This window comes from Archangium minus, assembly GCF_044360475.1.
GTDB lineage: Bacteria > Myxococcota > Myxococcia > Myxococcales > Myxococcaceae > Archangium > Archangium minus.
The window spans coordinates 6,504,084-6,522,334 of sequence record NZ_CP043494.1; the positions used below are offsets into that span (position 1 = coordinate 6,504,084).

Below are 18,251 nucleotides of genomic sequence, written 5' to 3' on the forward strand. Positions count from 1 at the left end.
CTCGGGTTCGGGGACCGGTCGACTCAGCGCGTGAAGCGTTCCACGCGATTGCTCGTAACCATCAGCACCTGCCCCGTGTGGAGCAGCGTCGTCGACGGTTCGGGGCCAGCACTGCCGCTGACACTGGCCGCGGGAAGCCACGCGTTCGTCAACGGATCGTACAGCGCCGACTGGCCGCGGATGTTCGTTACCAGGACCTCGCCCGAGTAGAGCATCGTCGCGGCGACAATGGGCGTGGTCTCCTCGAGAGGGACAGAGGGTCCCATGAACCACCGGTTGTTGTACGGGTCGTACATCTCCACCGAGTTGTCGCCATCGAAGCCGCCGACGATCATCACGTTGCCCGAGTAGAGCTTGATGGAGAAGTGGCCGTGACGGGCCTTGGCAAGGGAGCCCGCGGTCCGCCATTTATTCGTGGCTGGATCGTAGATGTTCACCTCGGAGGCGTTCTTCCACGCATTCGAGCCAAACCAGTACACGCCGCCCGTCAGCATCACCTGGCCCGAGTCGAGCACCACCGCGGAGGCACGGATGCGCGGGTAGACGAAGCTCTCAACAGGGGTCCACGTGGCCGTCTCCGGGTCATACACCTCCGACAGAGGATCCAGGGGTCCCCGGATGTCGACGGCCGTTTCGCCGCCCACCACCAACACCTTGCCCGAGTGGAGCTGCACGGCGGCATGGCCGCGTCGGGTATTGGCCATGGGGCTCGTGGTGCTCCAGGTCCCCGACTTCGGGTCATACAATTCCGCGCTCGAGATTCCGCCCTCACCCCCGGCGATCAGCACCTGGCCCGAGGGGAGCGCCGTCGCGGTGTATTGGGTGCGCGCGGTGTTGGGCGAGCCCGTGGGCCGCCACCTATCTGTGTACGGGTTGTACACCTCCGCCGTGCTGGCACCCGTCACCAGCACTTCGCCCGAGCCGAGCAGGGTGGCGAGGGGACCCGAGTGCATGAACAGCAGGGAGGAATTACTCGTCCAGCTGCCGACAGGATCGGTGAGTGCTGCCTCGTGGGCCACCAGCCCCGCGGTGGGCACCTGCGAGGGCTCTTCGGGTTGGCATCCAGCGGAAACGGATGCGAAGCCCACCAGTAACAACGACAAACGCGTCATCTTCATCGTACACATCCCAAGGGGTGACGTTCGGCCGGAAAGCGGCCACACGCCAATGTACTCGGATGACCTGGACAGGTACCGGGTGAAAAAACGGCCGCGAACAGGCACGGGTGTGCCGCGGCTGCGTCAGCAGTGGCGCGGGCTCCTGTTCCCACCCTGGCCGGGGCGCGATGCTCGGCCAGGAAGAGGAAGGGGACCGACTCACTCGGACTTGGGCTCGAGGTCGGCGTTGAAGACCAGGCGCTGATCTCCCTGCAGGACGAAGGCCTTCTCCCAGACGGCTCCGTTCTGGGTGACCCGGAGGGTGTGCTCGCCCTCGAACAGCGTCCTCTCGGCGAGCGGCGCCGTCCCCAGGTCCTGGCCATCCAGGCTCACCTTGGCCCCCGACGGCGCGTGGAGCAGCACCGAGCCCATGCCCAGGCGGATGGTGAAGGACACCGTGTCCGTCGTGGCGCGCACGTCGATCAGCCGGGCCGTCTTCAAGCCCTTCGACTCGTCGGTGAAGGTGAGCAGGTGGCGGCCGGGCGTCAGCGGAACCGTCAGGGGCGACGCGCCGACCGGCCGGCCGTCGACGGCCACGGCCACACTGGGGCTCACGGCGAGCGAGACCATCGTGCGCGTGACGTTCGGCGTGGGCATGGCCTTCAGGATCCCGGCATCCGGGGCCTCGGCCTCGAGCAGCACGGGGGGCTCGAAGTTCACGGTGTTGGAGGCCGCGCCCGTGTCCTCGGGGATCGCGAGGTCCGCCTTCTTCCGGGTGCTCCAGACGGTGCCCACCGCGCTCACGAACAGCAGCGCGCCCACACTCACGGCGATCGGCACGGCCAGGCGACGGAAGCGAGCGGCCCCGGCACCTGGTGCGGCCGGGGGAACGGCGGCGACGGGAGCCTGAGGCCCGGCGGGGAAGGGTGCGTTCGGAGCGGAAGGCGCCGCGGGCGGGATCACGGGCATGGGCGCCGTGATGGTGGGCGCGGAGCCCGAGATGGGCGGCGGCGTGTAGGCGGGCGCGGCGCCACGGATGATGGGCGCGGACGCGGTGATGGGCGCGCGGCTCGCCACCTCGGCGATGCCCTGCTCGATCATCTTCTTCCGGGCGATCCGGGCCTCGCTGTTGGCGGGGATCACCTTCGTGAGGTACTCCGCGAACGCCGCGGAGGAGGACAGATCGCCCGCGACCTCCACCAGCGCATCGCGGAAGGCGAGGGCGCTCGGGTAGCGATCCCCGGAGCGCTTCGCCGTGGCGCGTCGCACCACCTCGTTGAAGCGCAGCGGCACTTCCGCCGGCAGCGGCGGCAGCGGCCGGTTGAGGATGGCCTTGTCCTGATCGATCGAGTCCTGGAACGGCTTGCGCCCCGAGAGGCACTCGTACAGCAACAGGCCCAAGAGGAACACGTCCGTCAGGACGGAGGAGGCTTCCCGGCCACCCATGAGCTGCTCGGGGGCGCTGTACAGGCGCCGATTGCGCACCCGGCGGCCGTTGCGCTCTCGGGGTGCCACCCCGAGCGCCCCGTAGCCCGACACCTTGCAGACGCCATTGAAGGAGACCATGACGGTCTCCGGGCGAATGTCTCCGTGGATCAGCGGCGTTCCATCATCGTTACCCGCCACGTGGGCGTAGTGCACGCCCTTGGCCACATCCGCGGCGATGAGCGCGGCGAATGGCAACGGCAACCGCTGGCCCGACTCCAACACCTGGCGAAGGGACTCTCCATCAGCGAACTCCGTCACCCGGGCGACGCGACCATCCAGCGTCACCAGTCCGTGCACGCGCAGAATGTTGGGGTGATCAAAGACGACGGCACGTTCCGTCTCTCGCCGCAGCCGGCTCAGCATGGCGGCGTCCTGCACCACATCGGCAGGCGCCCACACCAACACAACAGGTTGCGGTGGAGCGCCGTCCTCGATGGCTAGCGCGAGAGAAGGGCGGGAGCCCTCGCCAGGGATGAGGGGACCGAGTATCTCGTAACGAACCTGGCTCATGAGTTCCTTAGTTTTATGACCTCCCAGCCTTCTACCGCCAGTGAGCGACATGGAAGTGGTGTGGAATTTGCCCCATACGGGAAAACCGAGGGGTTATTTCGACCTCAAGACCCCGGAAAGATCTCTCAGTTCGTTACTCCAGGAAAAACTTTCTTCACCTACTCTGAAAAAGAGGTTAATAATCCACCTGGGTTGAATTGATTTTGTGGGGCTGTCCCGACCCTCCCCCTTCTGGAGTGGGTCCAACAGCTCTGGTGAGGGGAGTGGAGCATGAGTTGGAGCTCCAAGGAGTCCCTGGTGCGTCACGAGGACCCGACAGGCCGCGTTCCAAGCCAATGCCGGCCGGTTTTCGTGTTTTCCGGACAGGGCTCGCAGTGGACAGGCATGGGAAGGGTCCTGCTGGAGCTCTCGACGGTCTTCGGGATGATGCTGAAGGCCTGCGATGTCCACGTACAGCGGCTCATGGGCTGGTCGCTGGTGGAGGCGCTGACGGCGGAGAACGCGCGCCTGAGCGACATTGAGGTGAGCTGTCCGGCCATTGTGTCGATGGAGATTGCCCTGGCGGCGCTGTGGCGCTCGTGGGGAATTGAACCGGCGGCGGTGGTGGGGCACAGCATTGGCGAGGTGGCGGCGGCGTACGTGGCAGGGGTGCTGTCGCTGGAAGAAGCCATGCGGGTCATTTGCCACCAGGGCCGAACCATTGGGCTGCTCCGAGGGAAAGGGGCCATGGCCATGGTGGGGTTGCCCTGGGATCGAGCCGGCGAGGTGCTACCGGAGTTCTCGGGGCGGGTGTGGCGCGTCATTCACGCGAGCCCTGAATGGACGGTGTTGGCCGCGGAGCCGCAGGTGCTGGAGCAGGTGCTGGTGGCGCTGCGGAGCAAGGGCGTGCCGGCTCGGCGGATCGACTCGGAGGTGGCGGCGCACTGCCCTCAGGTGGAGCCGCTTCGCGAGGATCTGCGCGGCAGGCTCGAGGGCCTGAGACCTCGCGCGGAGCTGCTGCCCATCATCTCCACGGTGACGGGCGGTGGGCTCGCGGGGCAGCGCTTCAACGCGGACTATTGGGTGCGCAACCTGGCCGAGCCGGTGCTGTTCCGCGAGGCGGTGGACACGCTGCTCGATGACGGGCACGACACCTTCCTGGAGGTCAGCCCGCATCCGTTGGTGAAGCACTCGCTGGAGTCGTGCCTGGAGCGGGCGGGGCGGCGTGGGTCGCTGTTCGTGTCGATGCGACGAGGGAAGGAGCCGACGCGGGAGCTGCTGGGGACGCTGCGGCGCCTGTCGCCAGCGCCTGGCTCGCGGCACAGGCAGGAGGAGTCCTCCTCCTCCGAGTCCGGGGAGCCTCCCCTGGCGAACGTGGCCTGAGACGGAGGGATGAACCCGATGACACCGCGGCCGGGCAGGGACCGCGCGAGCTGCACCCAACGGGGTAAGCCCATGGGTCCGATGAAGGCTCCGCCCAGGTCGCGTGACGACACTGGGCGGAGCTTCCGGGGCTACGCGAGCAGCGGAACAATGCGGCTGATCGGGCTCACGCGCTGGCGGCGCAACAGGCCCAGGAGGCCCCCGCGGCGACGCGCCCGGGGCTGGACGACGTGGTGGACCGACAGGATGCCGGGGCCGCCCAGCAGCAACCCGAGTGCGCCGGCGATCAGGGACAGGTTGAACTCGTACCCGCCCGCCTGGTTATTGAAGCCCTTGGAGCCGTGCACCTTCGCGATGGCCATGGCCTGCGTCACGAGGATGGAGACGGCCGCCACGCGGGTGCCGATGCCCAGGAAGGTGAGCACGCCGGCCACCGCCTCCGTCCAACCCGTGGCGAGTGCCCAGGTCCGGCCCGGCTTGATACCGATGTTGTCGAAGAACTGCGCCGTCTGCTCCAGGCCCTGGGGCTTCAGCTTGGAGATGCCGTGGTAGAGCATCGTCGAGCCGAGCGTGGCTCGAAGTGGCAGTGCCGAGTGATTCGCTAGCTGCGCCTCCAGGCTCGTCAGGGTCATTGCCGTGGCCATGCGTTTCCCTCCGTGTTCACGGTGCGTTTCAGACACCGTTCGCATCCGCACTCCGGGTGGCAATGAATCCCCGGGCGGGGGAGCGAGCGCCCGTGAGTCCATCCGAGCCACGGACGAGTCAGAGGTCAGATGAAGGGCTGAGTAGGAGGGGAGGGGGCCCACCTGGTGTGAGCCGCCCCCCTTCTCAAGACGGGCTCACCCCGGGGTGAACCACAGCACCGACAGGGGCGGCAGCGTCAGTTGAACCGAGGCCTCCTGTCCGTCCCACCCGAAGGCATCGGTGTGGATGCGCCCCATGTTGCCGAGGCCCGAGCCGCCGTAGTCCCGGGCGTCCGTGTTCAGCAGCTCCACGTAGCTGCCGTGCCGGGGGAAGCCGACGCGGTAGCCCTCGCGGGGCACGGGCGACAGGTTGGCGATGCACACCACGTGGCCTCCCGGTTGGCGCGAGCGGCGCACGAAGGCGAACACGTTGGCCGCCGCCGAATCCGGCTGCAGCCACTGGAAGCCCAGCGGCTCACTGTCCGCGTCGTAGAGCGCGGGGTGGCTCTTGTAGAGCCTGTTCAGGTCCGACACCATCGCCTGAATGCCGGCATGGCCCGGCTCTCCCAACAGGTGCCAGTCCAGGCTCCGGTCGTTGTTCCACTCGGAGGGCTGGCCGAACTCGCCGCCCATGAAGAGCAGCTTCTTGCCCGGGTGTGCCCACATCCACGCCAGCAGGGCCCGGAGGTTGGCGCGCTTCTGCCAATCATCTCCCGGCATCTTCCCGAGCAGCGAGCCCTTGCCGTGCACCACCTCGTCATGGCTCAGCGGCAGCATGAAGTGCTCGCTGAAGGCGTAGAGCAGACCGAAGGTGAGCTGGTTGTGGTGGTGCTGCCGGTAGATGGGATCCTTCGAGTAGTACGTCAGCGTGTCGTGCATCCAGCCCATGTTCCACTTGAAGTGGAAGCCGAGCCCGCCCTCATGGGTGGGCTGGCTCACCTTGGGCCACGCCGTGGACTCCTCGGCGATCATCACCGCGCCGGGGAACTTGCGGCGCACGCTGTCGTTGAGTTCGCGCAGGAAGGAGATGGCCTCCTCGTTCTCACGGCCGCCCCAGCGGTTGGGGATCCACTCGCCGTGCTTGCGGCTGTAGTCGAGGTAGAGCATGGACGCCACCGCGTCCACGCGCAGGCCGTCGATGTGGTACTCCTCGAGCCAGAAGAGCGCGTTGGCGATGAGGAAGTTGCGCACCTCGTTGCGGCCGAAGTTGAAGACGTAGGTGCCCCAGTCCGGCTGCGTGCCCTGGCGCGGGTCCGCGTGCTCGTAGAGGGCGGTGCCGTCGAACTGGCCGAGCGCGTGCGCATCCCGCGGGAAGTGCCCAGGCACCCAGTCCAGCAGCACACCAATGCCCTGCTCATGCAGGTAGTTGACCAGGTAGCGGAAGTCATCCGGGTGGCCGAAGCGCGCGGTGGGCGCGTAGTAGTTGCCCACCTGGTAGCCCCAGGAGCCACCGAAGGGGTGCTCGGACACGGGCATCAGCTCCACGTGGGTGAAGCCCATCTTCTTCACGTAGTCCGCGAGCGCGGTGGCCATCTCCCGGTAGGAGAGGGACCTGTCCCCGTCCTCCACCACGCGCCGCCACGACGCCAGGTGCACCTCGTAGACGGACCACGGCGAGTGGTCCACGTCGCGCGCGGCCCGCTCCGTCATCCACCTCTCGTCCGTCCACTGGAAGTGCTTCAGGTCGTGCACCACCGAGGCCGTGGCCGGAGGCACCTCGGTGCGGAAGGCGAACGGATCCGCCTTCAGCAGGCGGCCGCCGCCACCGGGGCGGATCTCGAACTTGTAGCGCGTGCCCTCGCCGACCTCGGGGATGAACAGCTCCCAGATGCCCGAGGAGCCCATGCGCCGCATGGGGTGCAGCCGACCATCCCAGCTATTGAAGTCACCCACCACGGACACGCTCGCGGCCGTGGGCGCCCACACCGCGAAGGCCACGCCGCTGATGCCGTTGTGGTGGATGGGGTGGGCCCCCATGCGCTTCCAGAGCTGCTCGTGCCGGCCCTCGCCCGCGAAGTACAGGTCCATGTCGCCCAGCGTGGGCAGGAAGCTGTACGGATCCCTCAGGGTGAACGTCTTGTTGCCGGGGTACTCCACCTCCAGCAGGTAGTTGAAGGCGTCCCCCTTGCCATTGATCCGGGCCTCGAAGACGCCTCCTACCCGTTGTGTCATGGGAATGCGCCCACCGAACTCCGGGACCACGTGGATGGAGACCGCGTCCGGGCGATAGGCCCGCACCACCGTGCCATCCCCATCCGGGTGGATGCCCAGCACGCGATGCGGTTCGGGGTGCCTCAGCTCCACCATCTGCTGCAGCTCCGCATCCACCTGCTGCCGATCCATCGGCTTCTTCACTTGCGAACCTCCATCCTCATGAGTGCCTGGACGGGGATGCGCACCCAGTCCGGCCGGTTCTGTAGCTCGTAACGCACTTCGTAGAGCATCTTCTCCAGCTCGAACGCGTCAAGCATCGCGTCGAAGCTCGCGTCGTCCTGGGGAAGGAAGGGAGCCCCCTGCGTGGCGGAGCGGTAACCCTCCAGGAAGGCCTTGCGAGCCGGTGCCACGCGCTCGCCGGCGGCCTCTCCCTCCAACTGCACCGTGGCCTCCGCATAGTCGAAGGAGCGCAACATTCCCGCGACATCCCGCAGCGCCGAGTACTTCTCCCGCCGCAGGGCGAAGCTGCGCCCCGGCTCGCCCTCGAAGTCGAAGATCAGCCAGTCCCCCTCCGTCCGGAGGACTTGTCCGAGGTGCAGATCTCCGTGAATGCGGATTTTCTGCCCTGAAGGGGGAACCTGTGCCAGTTGCTTCGCGCGCTCGATGAGGCCCTCACGGCGGCCCTCCAGCTCGGGGAAGTGGCGCATGGCATCGTTGAGGGTGACGCCCAGCTCGCCCACCATGGAGGCGCTCCAACGCTGGAGATCCTCCGCGTGGATGGGCTCCGGGACGAAGCCTGGCTCGTCGGTGCTGGAGGCGAGCGCGTGGTGCAGCTCGCCCAGCCGCTGACCCAGCACCCGCAGCTCGCCAAGGAAGGCGTCCGACAGCCGGGCCGAGCGGCGGAAGCTGTCCAGCGTGTAGCGCCAGCCGTCGGTGACGTTGGGGATGTAGCGGTGCACCACTGCGAGGGTGGCGCCCGCGGGCCCCTCCGACTGCAGTGCACCGAGCAGGGTGGGCGTGGCCCGGAAGGACGTCTTCGTCGCCAGGAAGCGGCCCACCTCATACTCGGGGTTGATGCCGGCCTCCAGCTTGCGGATGACCTTGAAGATGACCTTCTCCGCGACCACCACCGAGGTGTTGCTCTGCTCCACCTGCAGCCGCCGCACCGGCACGGGCGAGGGGAGGGCCATCAGGCCTTCGGGCGTGTCCAGCCACTCGCCCACGAACCGGCCCGAGGCACTGGAGATCGTCTGCTTCTCGCGGATGACCTGGAAGAGGGCACGCAGTGCATCCACGTCATCCAAGGCGTCCTGGATGCCCTCGCTCGAGGGGAGCACAGGCAGCAGGTAGCGGTCCGGGTGGCCGAGCTCGTAGATGACCTCCACCACCGCGAGAGTGAAGTCTCGCCCGCCGGGCAGTGGCACGGTGGCGTGGTCCACCGTGGACACCGACTTGATGGGCCAGGCCTTGCCCGCGAACCAGCGCTGGTTGCGCAGGTAGTCTGGCAGCTTCGTCAGATCGATGGGCGTCGTCACGGCATTCCTCTCCCAGGGGCGAGCTTCTCGAGTCGGAACCACAGGAACATGTAGGGGCCGAGCGTGAGCTGGTACGGCATGCTGCCGGAGATGCGCGGGAAGGGTGTCTCCCCAATGAGCTCCACGGGCACCTGGCCCTCCCAGTCACGCAGATCAATGACGGCCGGCTGCGCGAAGCGAGAGAGGTTGCAGACGATGAGGATGGTCTGTCCCTCGTACTCGCGCGTGAAGGCGAGCACCTTGCGGTTGTCCGGGTTGAGCCAGCGCAGCTTCCCCATGGCGAAGGCGGGGTAGCGCTGGCGCACGCGGATCATGCGCTTCATCCAGTTGAGCAGCGAGGAGCGGACGCGCTCCTGAGCCTCCACGTTGATGCTCTGGTAGCCGTAGACGGGGTCCCCGATGATGGGGGCGTACAGGCGGGCGCCGTCCGCGCGGGAGAAGCCCGCGTTGCGGTCCGGCGTCCACTGCATGGGCGTGCGCACGCCGTTGCGATCGCCCAGGTAGATGTTGTCCCCCATGCCGATCTCGTCCCCGTAGTAGAGGACGGGGGTACCCGGCAGGGTGAAGAGCAGGCTGTGCATCAGCTCGATGCGCCGCCGGCCGTTGTCCATCAGCGGGGCGAGCCGACGCCGGATGCCCAGGTTGATGCGCATGCGCGGATCGGTGGCGTACTCCCGGTACATGTAGTCCCGGTCCTCGTCCGTCACCATCTCCAGCGTCAGCTCGTCATGGTTGCGCAGGAAGATGGCCCACTGGCACGTCTCGGGGATCTCCGGCGTTTGCTGGAGGATCTCCACGATGGGAGTACGGTCCTCCTTGCGCACGGCCATGAAGAGGCGGGGCATCACTGGGAAGTGGAAGCCCATGTGGAACTCGTCGCCGTCACCGAAGTAGACGCGCACGTCCGCGGGCCACTGGTTGGCCTCGGCCAGGAGCATCTTGTCCGGGTACTCCGAGTCGATCGCCTTGCGCAGCTTCTTGAGGAAGGCGTGCGTCTCCGGGAGGTTCTCGCAGTTGGTGCCCTCGCGCTCGAAGAGGTAGGGCACCGCGTCGCAGCGGAAGCCGTCCACGCCCATGTTCAGCCAGAAGCGCATGACGTCGAGCATGGCTTCCTGGACCTCGGGGTTGTCGTAGTTGAGGTCCGGCTGGTGGCTGAAGAAGCGGTGCCAGAAGTACTGCTTGGCCACCGGATCCCACGTCCAGTTGGAGCGCTCGGTGTCCAGGAAGATGATGCGCGCGCCCTGGTACCGGTCGTCCGTGTCACTCCAGACGTAGAAGTCGCGCTTGGGGCTCTTGGGATCTCTCCGAGCCTCCTGGAACCAGGCGTGCTGGTCGCTGGTGTGGTTGACGACGAGCTCACTGAGGATGCGGATGTCGCGCTTGTGGGCCTCGTCCACCAGTCGCTGGAAGTCCGCGAGCGTCCCGTAGTCCGGGTGCACCGCGTAGTAGTCCGCGATGTCGTAGCCGTCGTCCTTCAACGGCGAGGGGTAGTGGGGGAGGATCCACAGGCATGTGACGCCCAGGTCCTGCAGGTACGGCAGCTTCTCAATGAGCCCGGGGATGTCCCCGTGCCCATCCGCGTTCGAGTCATAGAACGCGCGGATGTGTAACTCGTAGATGACTGCTTTCTTGTACCAGAGCGGATCCGTCCGGGTCATAAGTGGTGGGGTGTCTCATTCGTAATAGTCGAACGCCTGCTCACTGCGGCGGAAGCGGTACACGGCCCAGATGGCAGCGGGCTGCTCGGGCGTGAGCCGCACGTGGGCGGTGGGCCCCTGCCAGAGGCTCCGCTCGTCCGTCATCAGCTCGTGGACCTGGTACGTCTCGTCCGGCTGGATGCCCAGCTCGGCCAGGGGCACGTGGAGTACGGACTCCTGGGCGTGGAAGGGATCGAAGCTCACTGCCACCAACACCTGGCTGGAGCCGTCCGGCGTGCGCTTCAGGTAGAACATCACCTGGTCGTTCTCCGACTTGAAGAAGCGCAGATTGGAGTAGAGCTGGAAGGCCCGGTGCTCGCGGCGGATGGCGTTGAGCCGCGAGATGTAGTCGCGGATGTTGCCCGGCCGGTCCAGGTCCCACGCCTTGAGCTCGTACTTCTCCGAGTCGAGGTACTCCTCCTTACCGGGCTTGACGGGCGTGCCCTCGCACAGCTCGTAGCCGCAGTACATGCCCCAGGTGCTGGAGAGCGTGGCGGCCATGGCGGCGCGCAGCCGGAAGCCACCGGGCCCGCTCCGCTGGAGGAACTCGGGGAGGATGTCCGGCGTGTTCGGCCAGAGGTTGCCGAGCATGTAGTCGGACACGGGCGGAGAGGTGAGCTCCTCCAGGTACTCCTCCATCTCCTGCTTGAAGTTGCGCCAGGTGAAGTAGGTATACGACTGCTGGAAGCCCGCCTTGGCCAGGTGCTTCATCACCTTGGGCCGAGTGAAGGCCTCGGAGAGGAAGACGACGTCTGGCCGGACGGTCTGCACCTCGCGGATGAGCCAGGCCCAGAACTGCAGGGGCTTGGTGTGCGGGTTGTCCACGCGGAAGATGCGCACGCCCTGTTCCACCCAGTGCATCACCACCGACTTGAGCTCGGGCCAGAGCGTGGCGCGTCCAGGGCCCAGCCAGTCGAAGTTGACGATGTCCTCGTAGCGCTTGGGCGGGTTCTCGGCCGTCTTGATGGTGCCGTCCGGCCGGTGCTGGAACCACTCCGGGTGTTCCTTCACGTAGGGATGGTCCGGCGAGCACTGGAAGGCGATGTCCAGGGCGATCTCGATGCCCAGCCCGTTGGCGGCCTTCACGAAGCCGCGGAAGTCCTCCAGCGTACCGAGCTTGGGATTCACGGCCTTGTGACCGCCCTCGGCGGCGCCAATGGCCCAGGGGCTGCCCACGTCCTCGGGGCCCGCGGTGAGGCTGTTGTTCTTGCCCTTGCGCGCCGTGCGCCCGATGGGGTGGATGGGCGGCAGGTAGATGATGTCGAAGCCCAGGGACTGCACGTACGGCAGCCACTTCTCCGCGTCCTTGAAGGTGCCGTGCGTGCGGCCATCGCGCAGCGCCGAGCGCGGGAAGAACTCGTACCAGGAGCCAAAGCGCGCCTTCTCCCGGTTGACGAACACCTCGAGCACGCGGTCGTACCGGGTGGCGATGGAGCGGTCCGCGTACTTCGACGCGATGAGCGCGATCCCTGGATCCATCGCCGCGGCGATGGCCGTGTGGGAGACGCCCTTGCGGAAGGACTGGGCGGCCTCGGTCAGGCGTTTGGCGTCCTCGGACTCCTTGGCCTGGGTGGCCCGGGCGGCGGCGCCCTCGAGCAGCGCGGCGCCCTCGAGCAGCTCGCTGCGCACGTCACGGCCCACGTCGACCTTGCGCTTGAGCTCGGACACCCAGGTGGCGAAGAGGTCGGGCCAGGCCTCCACCGTGAACTCGTAACGGCCGGTGCGTGCCAGGGGGAACTCGGCTTCCCACAGGTCGTTGCCCTTGGCCTCCATGGGCGTCTCGGTCCACTCCGTCGCCTGTTCCTTCGGCGCGGACTGTCTCCAACGCACCACGGCTACCAGGACGTCGTGGCCCTCCTTGAAGATGTCGGCCTTGACCGTGAGGGATTCACCCTCAACGCGCTTCACTGCCCATCTGCCAGCGTCCAGCTGCGGCCGGACGTTCTCGATGACCGTGCTTCCGATTCGCTCGCTCATAAATGTGCAGGCGGCCCCTTATAGGTCCCTGCGCCGCGATGCTCCGGCGCTGTTTTTCACCATGCGTCGATGTTGGACGCTCCAGGCGTCCGTCACGTCGGCCCGTGAACATTAGGAATGCCCCCCCAAGGTGCACACCCGCTGGCGGGACTGTTCTCATGGCCGGTTTCCCTGCCGCACGAGCGGGCAGGCAGGGGAGGTCTGGCTACCCGCCACTAGGACTGGCGAGCGGGCGAGTACCGTTACCGGGACTTTTCAAGCCAGGAGGTCCGCGGTGCTGCAGGGGTACAAATCGCTGGTGGTCGCGGGATTGCTGTTGGGCCCGACGTGGGGGCTGGCAGATGGGCCGAAGGAGGAACGGCCGGACGGTGGGCCCATCGAGATGAAGAACATCTTCGAGTGCCTCAAGGCCTGCAACGCGAGCATCGAGGAGGCCGAGGACTACTGCCGGAACCTTCCTGACGATAACAAGAAGAGAAAAGCGCTGTGCTGGTCGGCGATCTACGCGGGGAAGGCCGCGTGTCAGGTGTTCTGTCGTGCCGAATTCGGACCGCCTGTCAGGCACTAGGCCCCCTCGCTGGGCGGCTCTCCCGCTCTAGGCGTGACATCGGAGTTCTCCTCGAAGAACCTCCGCACGAGCGTCATCGCATTCATGAGTGCATCAACAGGGCCTACCCCCATGACGCATTTGATGCCGGGGAGGTAGCCCTCGATGGAGAGCGGGCAGTACCAGGCTCTATCCGCCTCGCCTGGAAGCGGCTGCGGACGGCCAACGACGATCCTGGAGACCCTCGTTTCACCCTCTTGGGTGGTGTGCGACCAGCGATCGTCCGCGATCGGGTCATCGATGGTGGTGAGTCGAGGGCGCCAGTCTTGATTGCTCATAGCGATTGACGGGGCTGGAGGTCTGGCTTCGGGCCTTTACTGACGCTCAACAGGAGCCGCGATGAGGCGCAATGCGGCCAGGTAGGCGGCGTCGCGAACTTCTGCCCGATCGTCTTCCCGCAGGAGTTGGAGCAATCGCTGGAGCACGCGCTCATTGCGATGGGTTGGCTCCAACCGTCCGAGAATCTCCGCGGCCCTGCTGCGCACGCTCCCACCGACATTGCCGTCGTACCAGGGCTGGAGGCCGTAATCGAGTGCGCGCATCGCACAGTCGATGGCCTTCTCGCTCGCTTCCCGGTCACGGACATTGAGCAGGAGCTCCACCGTTTCCAGGCGTTCATCCCAGGAGCCCTCGTCACGAAGATCCTCGAGCAGGCCCAGCAGGACCGACTTCGCTTCGGGCGGAGGCCCCCCGGGAATGGACAACAGTGCGCTCGCCGCGCCCCGGCGCGTCTGCCACTCCGGGTGACGCACCATCTCCAACAACCGCTTCAACCAACGTTCATCGCGGCGAGCCTCGAGGGCGACAACCCGGGCGACCGCGCGACAAGCCTCCTCAGACAAACTTGCTGAGAAGTAGTCGACAGCTCCCAACCAGGGAATGAAGGACTCGATGGGAACATCCTCGGCACGACTCTTCTCCGAAAGAGTCACCACCGATGCAACTCGCACCTTCCATTCCTCATCATTGAGCCGAGCGAGGAGCGCCTGCCGCACGGACTCGTCGCTGCCCACCACGGCTCCCAGTGCCTTGACTGCCTCGACACGTACATCGCGGGTCTCGTCGTCGAGCCGAGCAAGAAGGGCTTGCCGCACGGCTCCGTCGCTGACCGCCAAGGCCCCCAGCGCCTCGGCTACCACGCTACGTACCTGATGGTGCTCGTCCTCGAGCCGAGCAAGAAGGGCTTGCCGCACGGCTCCGTCGCTGACCGCCAAGGCCCCCAGCGCCTCGGCTACCACGCTACGTACCTGATGGTGCTCGTCCTCGAGCCGAGCGAGGAGCGCCTGCCGCACGGCTCCGTCGCTGACCGCCAAGGCCCCCAGCGCCTCGGCGACATCCCGACGCACCCACCATTCCTCGTCGTCAAGCCGAGTGATGAGGCCCTGCCGCACGGCCTCGTTGTTGACCGCCACTGCTCCCAGTAGGGGGGCAACATCTCTACACAGGCGATCGTTGGTGAGCAGGGAGAAGAGGACCTGACTCACGAACGTGTCGCTGCCCACCACGGATCCCAGTGCCTCCGCCGCCGCTCGATGCACCGCGAGGTCCTCGTCGGCCAGGGCAAGCCGGGAGAGGAAGGTCTGCCGCACAGCTTCGTCGCTGCTCACCACGGCTCCCAGCGCCTCGGCTGCCACTCGACGCATACGGGGATCCTCGTCGTCGAGCCGAACCAGGAGGGCCTCTCGTATGGACCCGTCGCTGCCCACCATGGGACTCAGCGCCTCGATTGCCACATGACGCACATCGGAGTCCTCGTCGTCGAGCCGGGCGAGGAGGGCCTGTCGCACGGCCTCGTCGCTGCCCACCACGGTTCCCAACGCCTCGGCTGCCACCCCACTCACATCGGAGTCCTCGTCGTCGAGCCGAGCGAGGAGGGCCTGCCGCACGGCCTCGTCGTTGCCCACCACGGTTTCCAACGCCTCGGCTGCCAAATAACGCACATAGGAGTCCTCATCGTCGAGCCGGGCGAGGAGGGCCTGTCGCACGGCCTCATCGTGACCCACCCGGGCACTTAGCGCTTTGACGGCCTCGCTACGCACATGGGGGCCCTCGTCGTCGAGCCGGGCGAGGAGGGCCTGTCGCACGGCCTCATCGTGACCCACCCGGGCACTTAGTGCTTTGACGGCCTCGCTACGCACGTCGGGGTCCTCGTCGTCGTGGGCAAGGAGGGTCTGCCGCACGACCTCATCGTGATCCACCACGGTTCCCAATGCCTCGACTGCTGCTTGACGCACATGGGGGTCCTCGTCATCGAGCCGGGCGAGGAGGGCCTCTCGTACGGACCCGTCGCTGCCCACCAGGGAGCCCAGCACCCTTACCGCATTGCTGCGCATCTGCCGGCGCTCGCCGCCAAGTCGCGAGAGGAAGGCTTGTCGCACGGCTTCGTCGCTGCCCACCAGGGCGCCCAAGCTCTTGGCCGCCGTGCTACGAACAACGAAATCCTCGCCGTCGAGCCCATCAAGGAAGGCCTGCCGCACAGCCCTGTCGCTGTCCACCACGGCACTCAATGCCTCGGCTGCCACTTGACGCACTCTGTCGTTCTCGTCGTCGAGCCGAGCGAGGAAGGCCTGCCGCACAGCCCCGTCGCTGTACACCCTGGCACTCAGCGCCTCGGCTATCCCTTCACGCACATAGGGTTCCTCGTTATCGAGCCGAGCGAGGAGGGCTTGCCGCACGGCTCCGTCGCTACCCGCCACGGTGCCCAACACCTTGGCCGCGAATCGACGCACGGCGATGCTCGCGTCAGCAGTAAGCCGAGCGAGGAGGGCCTGCCGCACGGCTCCGTCGCTGCCCACCACATCTCCCAGCGCCTTGGCTGCCTTATAACGCACCTCGAATGACTCGTCGGCGAGCCGAGCGAGGAGGGCTTGCCGCACGGAGTCGTCGTTACTCACCACGGAGCCCAACGCTTCGGCAGCCGCCTCACGCATGTCGGGGTTCTCGTCGGTGAGCCGGGTGAGCAGGACTTGTCGCACGACTTCGTCGCCGCCCACCACGTCTTTCAGCGCCGTGGCTGCCCCTTCACGGATATGGGGATTCTCGTCGGTGAGCCGGGTGAGCAGCACCTGACGCAAGCCCCCGTCACTGACCGCTTCGGCCCTCAGCGCCACGGCTGCCGCTCGACGCACATGGAAATCCTCGTCAGTGAACCGAGCGAGGAGGGCCTGCCGCACGGCTCCGTCACTGCCCGCAATGTCTCCCAGCGTCCAGGACGCGAACATACGCACCTGCGACTCCTCGTCCTCGTCGTTGAGCTTGGAGAGGAGGGTCTGCCGCACGTAGCCGTCGCTGTCATCCATGGCGCGCAGCGCGCCCACCGCCATGGCCCGAAATTCGGGGTTCACCGTCCAATGGACCAGTTTTTCGCGAAGCTCCGCGGGAATCGCTTCGTGGGGCAGCTTCATCACAACTCGAATGGTCTTCCATTCATAGGGCCGCTCATTGACCCAGGCGAGGAACGCCTCCTTTGCTGGTTCATGTCCCAGCCGCATCAACTGCGCCATTCCCGCCAGTGCGTGTTGACGAACCGAGGGCACCCGCGCCGTTCGCAAGGTCTCGAGCCGCGCCATCACATCGCTCAGTCTCTTCTTGGAGTGTGTGACGCCCTCCGCGAGCACCGCAGTCGCCAGGAACAAATCCCGGTGGAGCACCTCCTCGTGCTCGCTGCCTGCCCCCAGGATTCTCTCCACCAGCTCATCCACCTCGTCTTCCCGGTGCTCAAGGACTCCGAGCTGACCGGCACACAGCAAGAGGGGCTCGTGCCAACGCGGGTCATGCAGGTGGGCCGGAGGAGCTCCCACCGGCTCTCCGGGGATTCGCGCGCCAGGGCCCGCCCCACGAAGTACTCCTGGAAGGTCAGATGCAGGAAGCCATAGGCATCGTGGCCTCGCTCGCCGAGCAGTCCAGCGATATTGCGCATCTCTTGATGACGCAGGGCCTTCACCAGGTCGCTCTGTCGCGCCGTGCCGCTGGGCCGGTGCTGCTGAAGCCACAGCGCCAGGTCCATCAAGTGCTGGTGGGCCACCTCGGGTTGGATTCGCTCGGCCCAGTGCGCCAACAGCATGCGCACGTAGCGCTCATAGAGCTCTACCCGCCGAGCCGGTAACTGCCCCTCCTGCCGCCGCAGCTGCGCCAACATCGTCAGGAGGAGGGGATTGGAGGCCAGGTGCTCCACGCCCGGCTTGCTGCGCACGTCCGTCAGCAAGGCCTGCGCCTCCTGTCGCGCACGTTGCAGCACCTCCTCCGAGCGCTCGCCCCCCGCGGCCAACACCTCGAAAGCCTCGCACCACTTGTGCGCGAACCGCTCGAGCTCCTCCGGGCCGAAATCCAGCACCATGTAGTGCGGCCATCTGCCCGGAAGCCGGACCTCGCGGTAGCCGATGAAGCGGCTGGTGAGCACGAAGCGGTTGCCCCGGCCCTCCCATTTTTGAAGCAGGTCGCTGACCTGTTGGGCCACACGCCGCCGCGTCGTCAGCTCCAGCACCTCGTCCAAGCCATCGAGCAGAACCAGGGCCCGGCCTTCTTCCAGGGCCTGGTGGAACAGCGACTCCAGGCCGCTCAGGTGACTCCAGCGTGTGCAGTGGAGGGCGAGGAACTGTTCGAGCGTGGCGGTGTCGTCCGTGCGTCTCAGGTACTCGTCATACGCGGCGAGCGAGACGAAGAGGGGAAGGCGCCCCTTGCGCTTGGCCTGCTCCGACTTGATGGCGCGTAGGGCCAGGTAATGGAGGAGCGTCGTCTTGCCAGAGCCTGGGTCTCCCAGCAGGACCATGACGGGCTCCTCCAGCAGTTCCACCTGCGTGGCATTGAGGCTCTGGCGCTGGAGGCGCGTCTGTTCGCCGCGAGCCGCTTCGCGCCAGCGCCGGTAGCGCAGGCTGTCCAGCTCCCGGTCCTGTTCCTCTTCCAGGCGGCCCTGCCGCTCTGCGTCCTGAAGGAGCCTGCGCTCGGCGGCGCTGAGGTCATCCACCACCTCGGGAACCTCGGCCAGGACCTTCAGCCCGACGTACACCTCCTCGAGCGGCAGGCTCACCTGTTGCTCTGTATGCGTGAGGCCTTTGAAGGTCAGGCGCTCGAACGTGTCCCTCACCGTCTTCCGGTAGAGCACTTCTACTTCCGCCAGTTCGGCCTCGGAATTCGCCATGGCC

The 18,251-nt window shown here is 66.7% G+C and carries 12 protein-coding genes; 2 read left to right on the top strand and 10 right to left on the bottom strand.

Annotated elements, in window-relative coordinates:
* Positions 1–23 precede the first annotated feature (23 nt).
* On the bottom strand, positions 24–1,118 hold the full coding sequence (locus F0U60_RS26365; RefSeq protein WP_395824855.1) for a Kelch repeat-containing protein: 1,095 nt from the start codon (positions 1,116–1,118) through the stop codon (positions 24–26).
* Between the two features lie 198 nt (positions 1,119–1,316).
* Positions 1,317–3,095, bottom strand: coding sequence for a protein kinase (locus F0U60_RS26370; RefSeq protein ID WP_395824858.1), 1,779 nt, complete (start codon positions 3,093–3,095; stop codon positions 1,317–1,319).
* Between the two features lie 270 nt (positions 3,096–3,365).
* Between F0U60_RS26370 and F0U60_RS26375 the strand changes: the two genes are divergently transcribed.
* Complete coding sequence (locus F0U60_RS26375) at positions 3,366–4,457, top strand: acyltransferase domain-containing protein (RefSeq protein ID WP_395824861.1); 1,092 nt, start codon at positions 3,366–3,368, stop codon at positions 4,455–4,457.
* Positions 4,458–4,588: 131 nt separating this feature from the next.
* Here F0U60_RS26375 and F0U60_RS26380 read toward each other — a convergent pair whose 3' ends face one another.
* The 5 genes from F0U60_RS26380 to F0U60_RS26400 all read right to left on the bottom strand — a co-directional run bounded on the left by F0U60_RS26380 (position 4,589) and on the right by F0U60_RS26400 (position 12,503).
* Entirely contained in the window at positions 4,589–5,101 is a 513-nt protein-coding gene (locus tag F0U60_RS26380) for a DoxX family protein (protein WP_395824864.1), read from the bottom strand.
* A 195-nt stretch (positions 5,102–5,296) separates the two neighbouring features.
* The gene (gene glgB, locus F0U60_RS26385; protein WP_395824867.1) at positions 5,297–7,495 is read right to left on the bottom strand and encodes a 1,4-alpha-glucan branching protein GlgB; all 2,199 of its coding nucleotides are present in this window, start codon (positions 7,493–7,495) and stop codon (positions 5,297–5,299) included.
* Positions 7,492–8,829 (bottom strand): phosphotransferase, encoded by a 1,338-nt coding sequence (locus tag F0U60_RS26390; RefSeq protein ID WP_395824870.1) that lies wholly within the window; start codon positions 8,827–8,829, stop codon positions 7,492–7,494. Before F0U60_RS26390 ends, glgB begins: the two co-directional genes overlap by 4 nt.
* Entirely contained in the window at positions 8,826–10,487 is a 1,662-nt protein-coding gene (gene treS, locus F0U60_RS26395) for a maltose alpha-D-glucosyltransferase (RefSeq protein WP_395824873.1), read from the bottom strand. The genes F0U60_RS26390 and treS overlap by 4 nt, the downstream gene beginning before the upstream one ends.
* Positions 10,488–10,502: 15 nt before the next feature.
* Positions 10,503–12,503, bottom strand: coding sequence for an alpha-1,4-glucan--maltose-1-phosphate maltosyltransferase (locus F0U60_RS26400; protein ID WP_395824876.1), 2,001 nt, complete (start codon positions 12,501–12,503; stop codon positions 10,503–10,505).
* A 274-nt stretch (positions 12,504–12,777) separates the two neighbouring features.
* Between F0U60_RS26400 and F0U60_RS26405 the strand changes: the two genes are divergently transcribed.
* Positions 12,778–13,071 (top strand): hypothetical protein, encoded by a 294-nt coding sequence (locus F0U60_RS26405; protein WP_395824879.1) that lies wholly within the window; start codon positions 12,778–12,780, stop codon positions 13,069–13,071.
* Here the strand turns inward: F0U60_RS26405 and F0U60_RS26410 are convergent.
* From F0U60_RS26410 to F0U60_RS26420, 3 genes are read right to left on the bottom strand one after another with little or no spacing between them, the layout of a single operon-like run.
* Positions 13,068–13,388 carry a hypothetical protein gene (locus F0U60_RS26410; protein WP_395824882.1) on the bottom strand — a complete coding sequence of 107 codons (321 nt, stop codon included), beginning with the start codon at positions 13,386–13,388 and terminating at the stop codon, positions 13,068–13,070. The genes F0U60_RS26405 and F0U60_RS26410 overlap by 4 nt on opposite strands.
* Positions 13,389–13,424: 36 nt before the next feature.
* On the bottom strand, positions 13,425–16,799 hold the full coding sequence (locus F0U60_RS26415) for a HEAT repeat domain-containing protein (RefSeq protein WP_395824885.1): 3,375 nt from the start codon (positions 16,797–16,799) through the stop codon (positions 13,425–13,427).
* Positions 16,688–18,247 carry an NACHT domain-containing protein gene (locus F0U60_RS26420; protein WP_395824888.1) on the bottom strand — a complete coding sequence of 520 codons (1,560 nt, stop codon included), beginning with the start codon at positions 18,245–18,247 and terminating at the stop codon, positions 16,688–16,690. Before F0U60_RS26420 ends, F0U60_RS26415 begins: the two co-directional genes overlap by 112 nt.
* Positions 18,248–18,251: the final 4 nt, after the last annotated feature.

Excerpts from the sequence above, each read along its gene's own strand:
- F0U60_RS26370 (WP_395824858.1), bottom strand. The coding sequence starts at position 3,095 with ATGAGCCAGGTTCGTTACGAGATACTCGGTCCCCTCATCCCTGGCGAG.
- F0U60_RS26375 (WP_395824861.1), top strand. The coding sequence starts at position 3,366 with ATGAGTTGGAGCTCCAAGGAGTCCCTGGTGCGTCACGAGGACCCGACA.
- F0U60_RS26420 (WP_395824888.1), bottom strand. The coding sequence starts at position 18,247 with ATGGCGAATTCCGAGGCCGAACTGGCGGAAGTAGAAGTGCTCTACCGG.
- F0U60_RS26365 (WP_395824855.1), bottom strand. The coding sequence starts at position 1,118 with ATGAAGATGACGCGTTTGTCGTTGTTACTGGTGGGCTTCGCATCCGTT.
- F0U60_RS26400 (WP_395824876.1), bottom strand. The coding sequence starts at position 12,503 with ATGAGCGAGCGAATCGGAAGCACGGTCATCGAGAACGTCCGGCCGCAG.
- treS (WP_395824873.1), bottom strand. The coding sequence starts at position 10,487 with ATGACCCGGACGGATCCGCTCTGGTACAAGAAAGCAGTCATCTACGAG.
- F0U60_RS26380 (WP_395824864.1), bottom strand. The coding sequence starts at position 5,101 with ATGGCCACGGCAATGACCCTGACGAGCCTGGAGGCGCAGCTAGCGAAT.
- F0U60_RS26410 (WP_395824882.1), bottom strand. The coding sequence starts at position 13,388 with ATGAGCAATCAAGACTGGCGCCCTCGACTCACCACCATCGATGACCCG.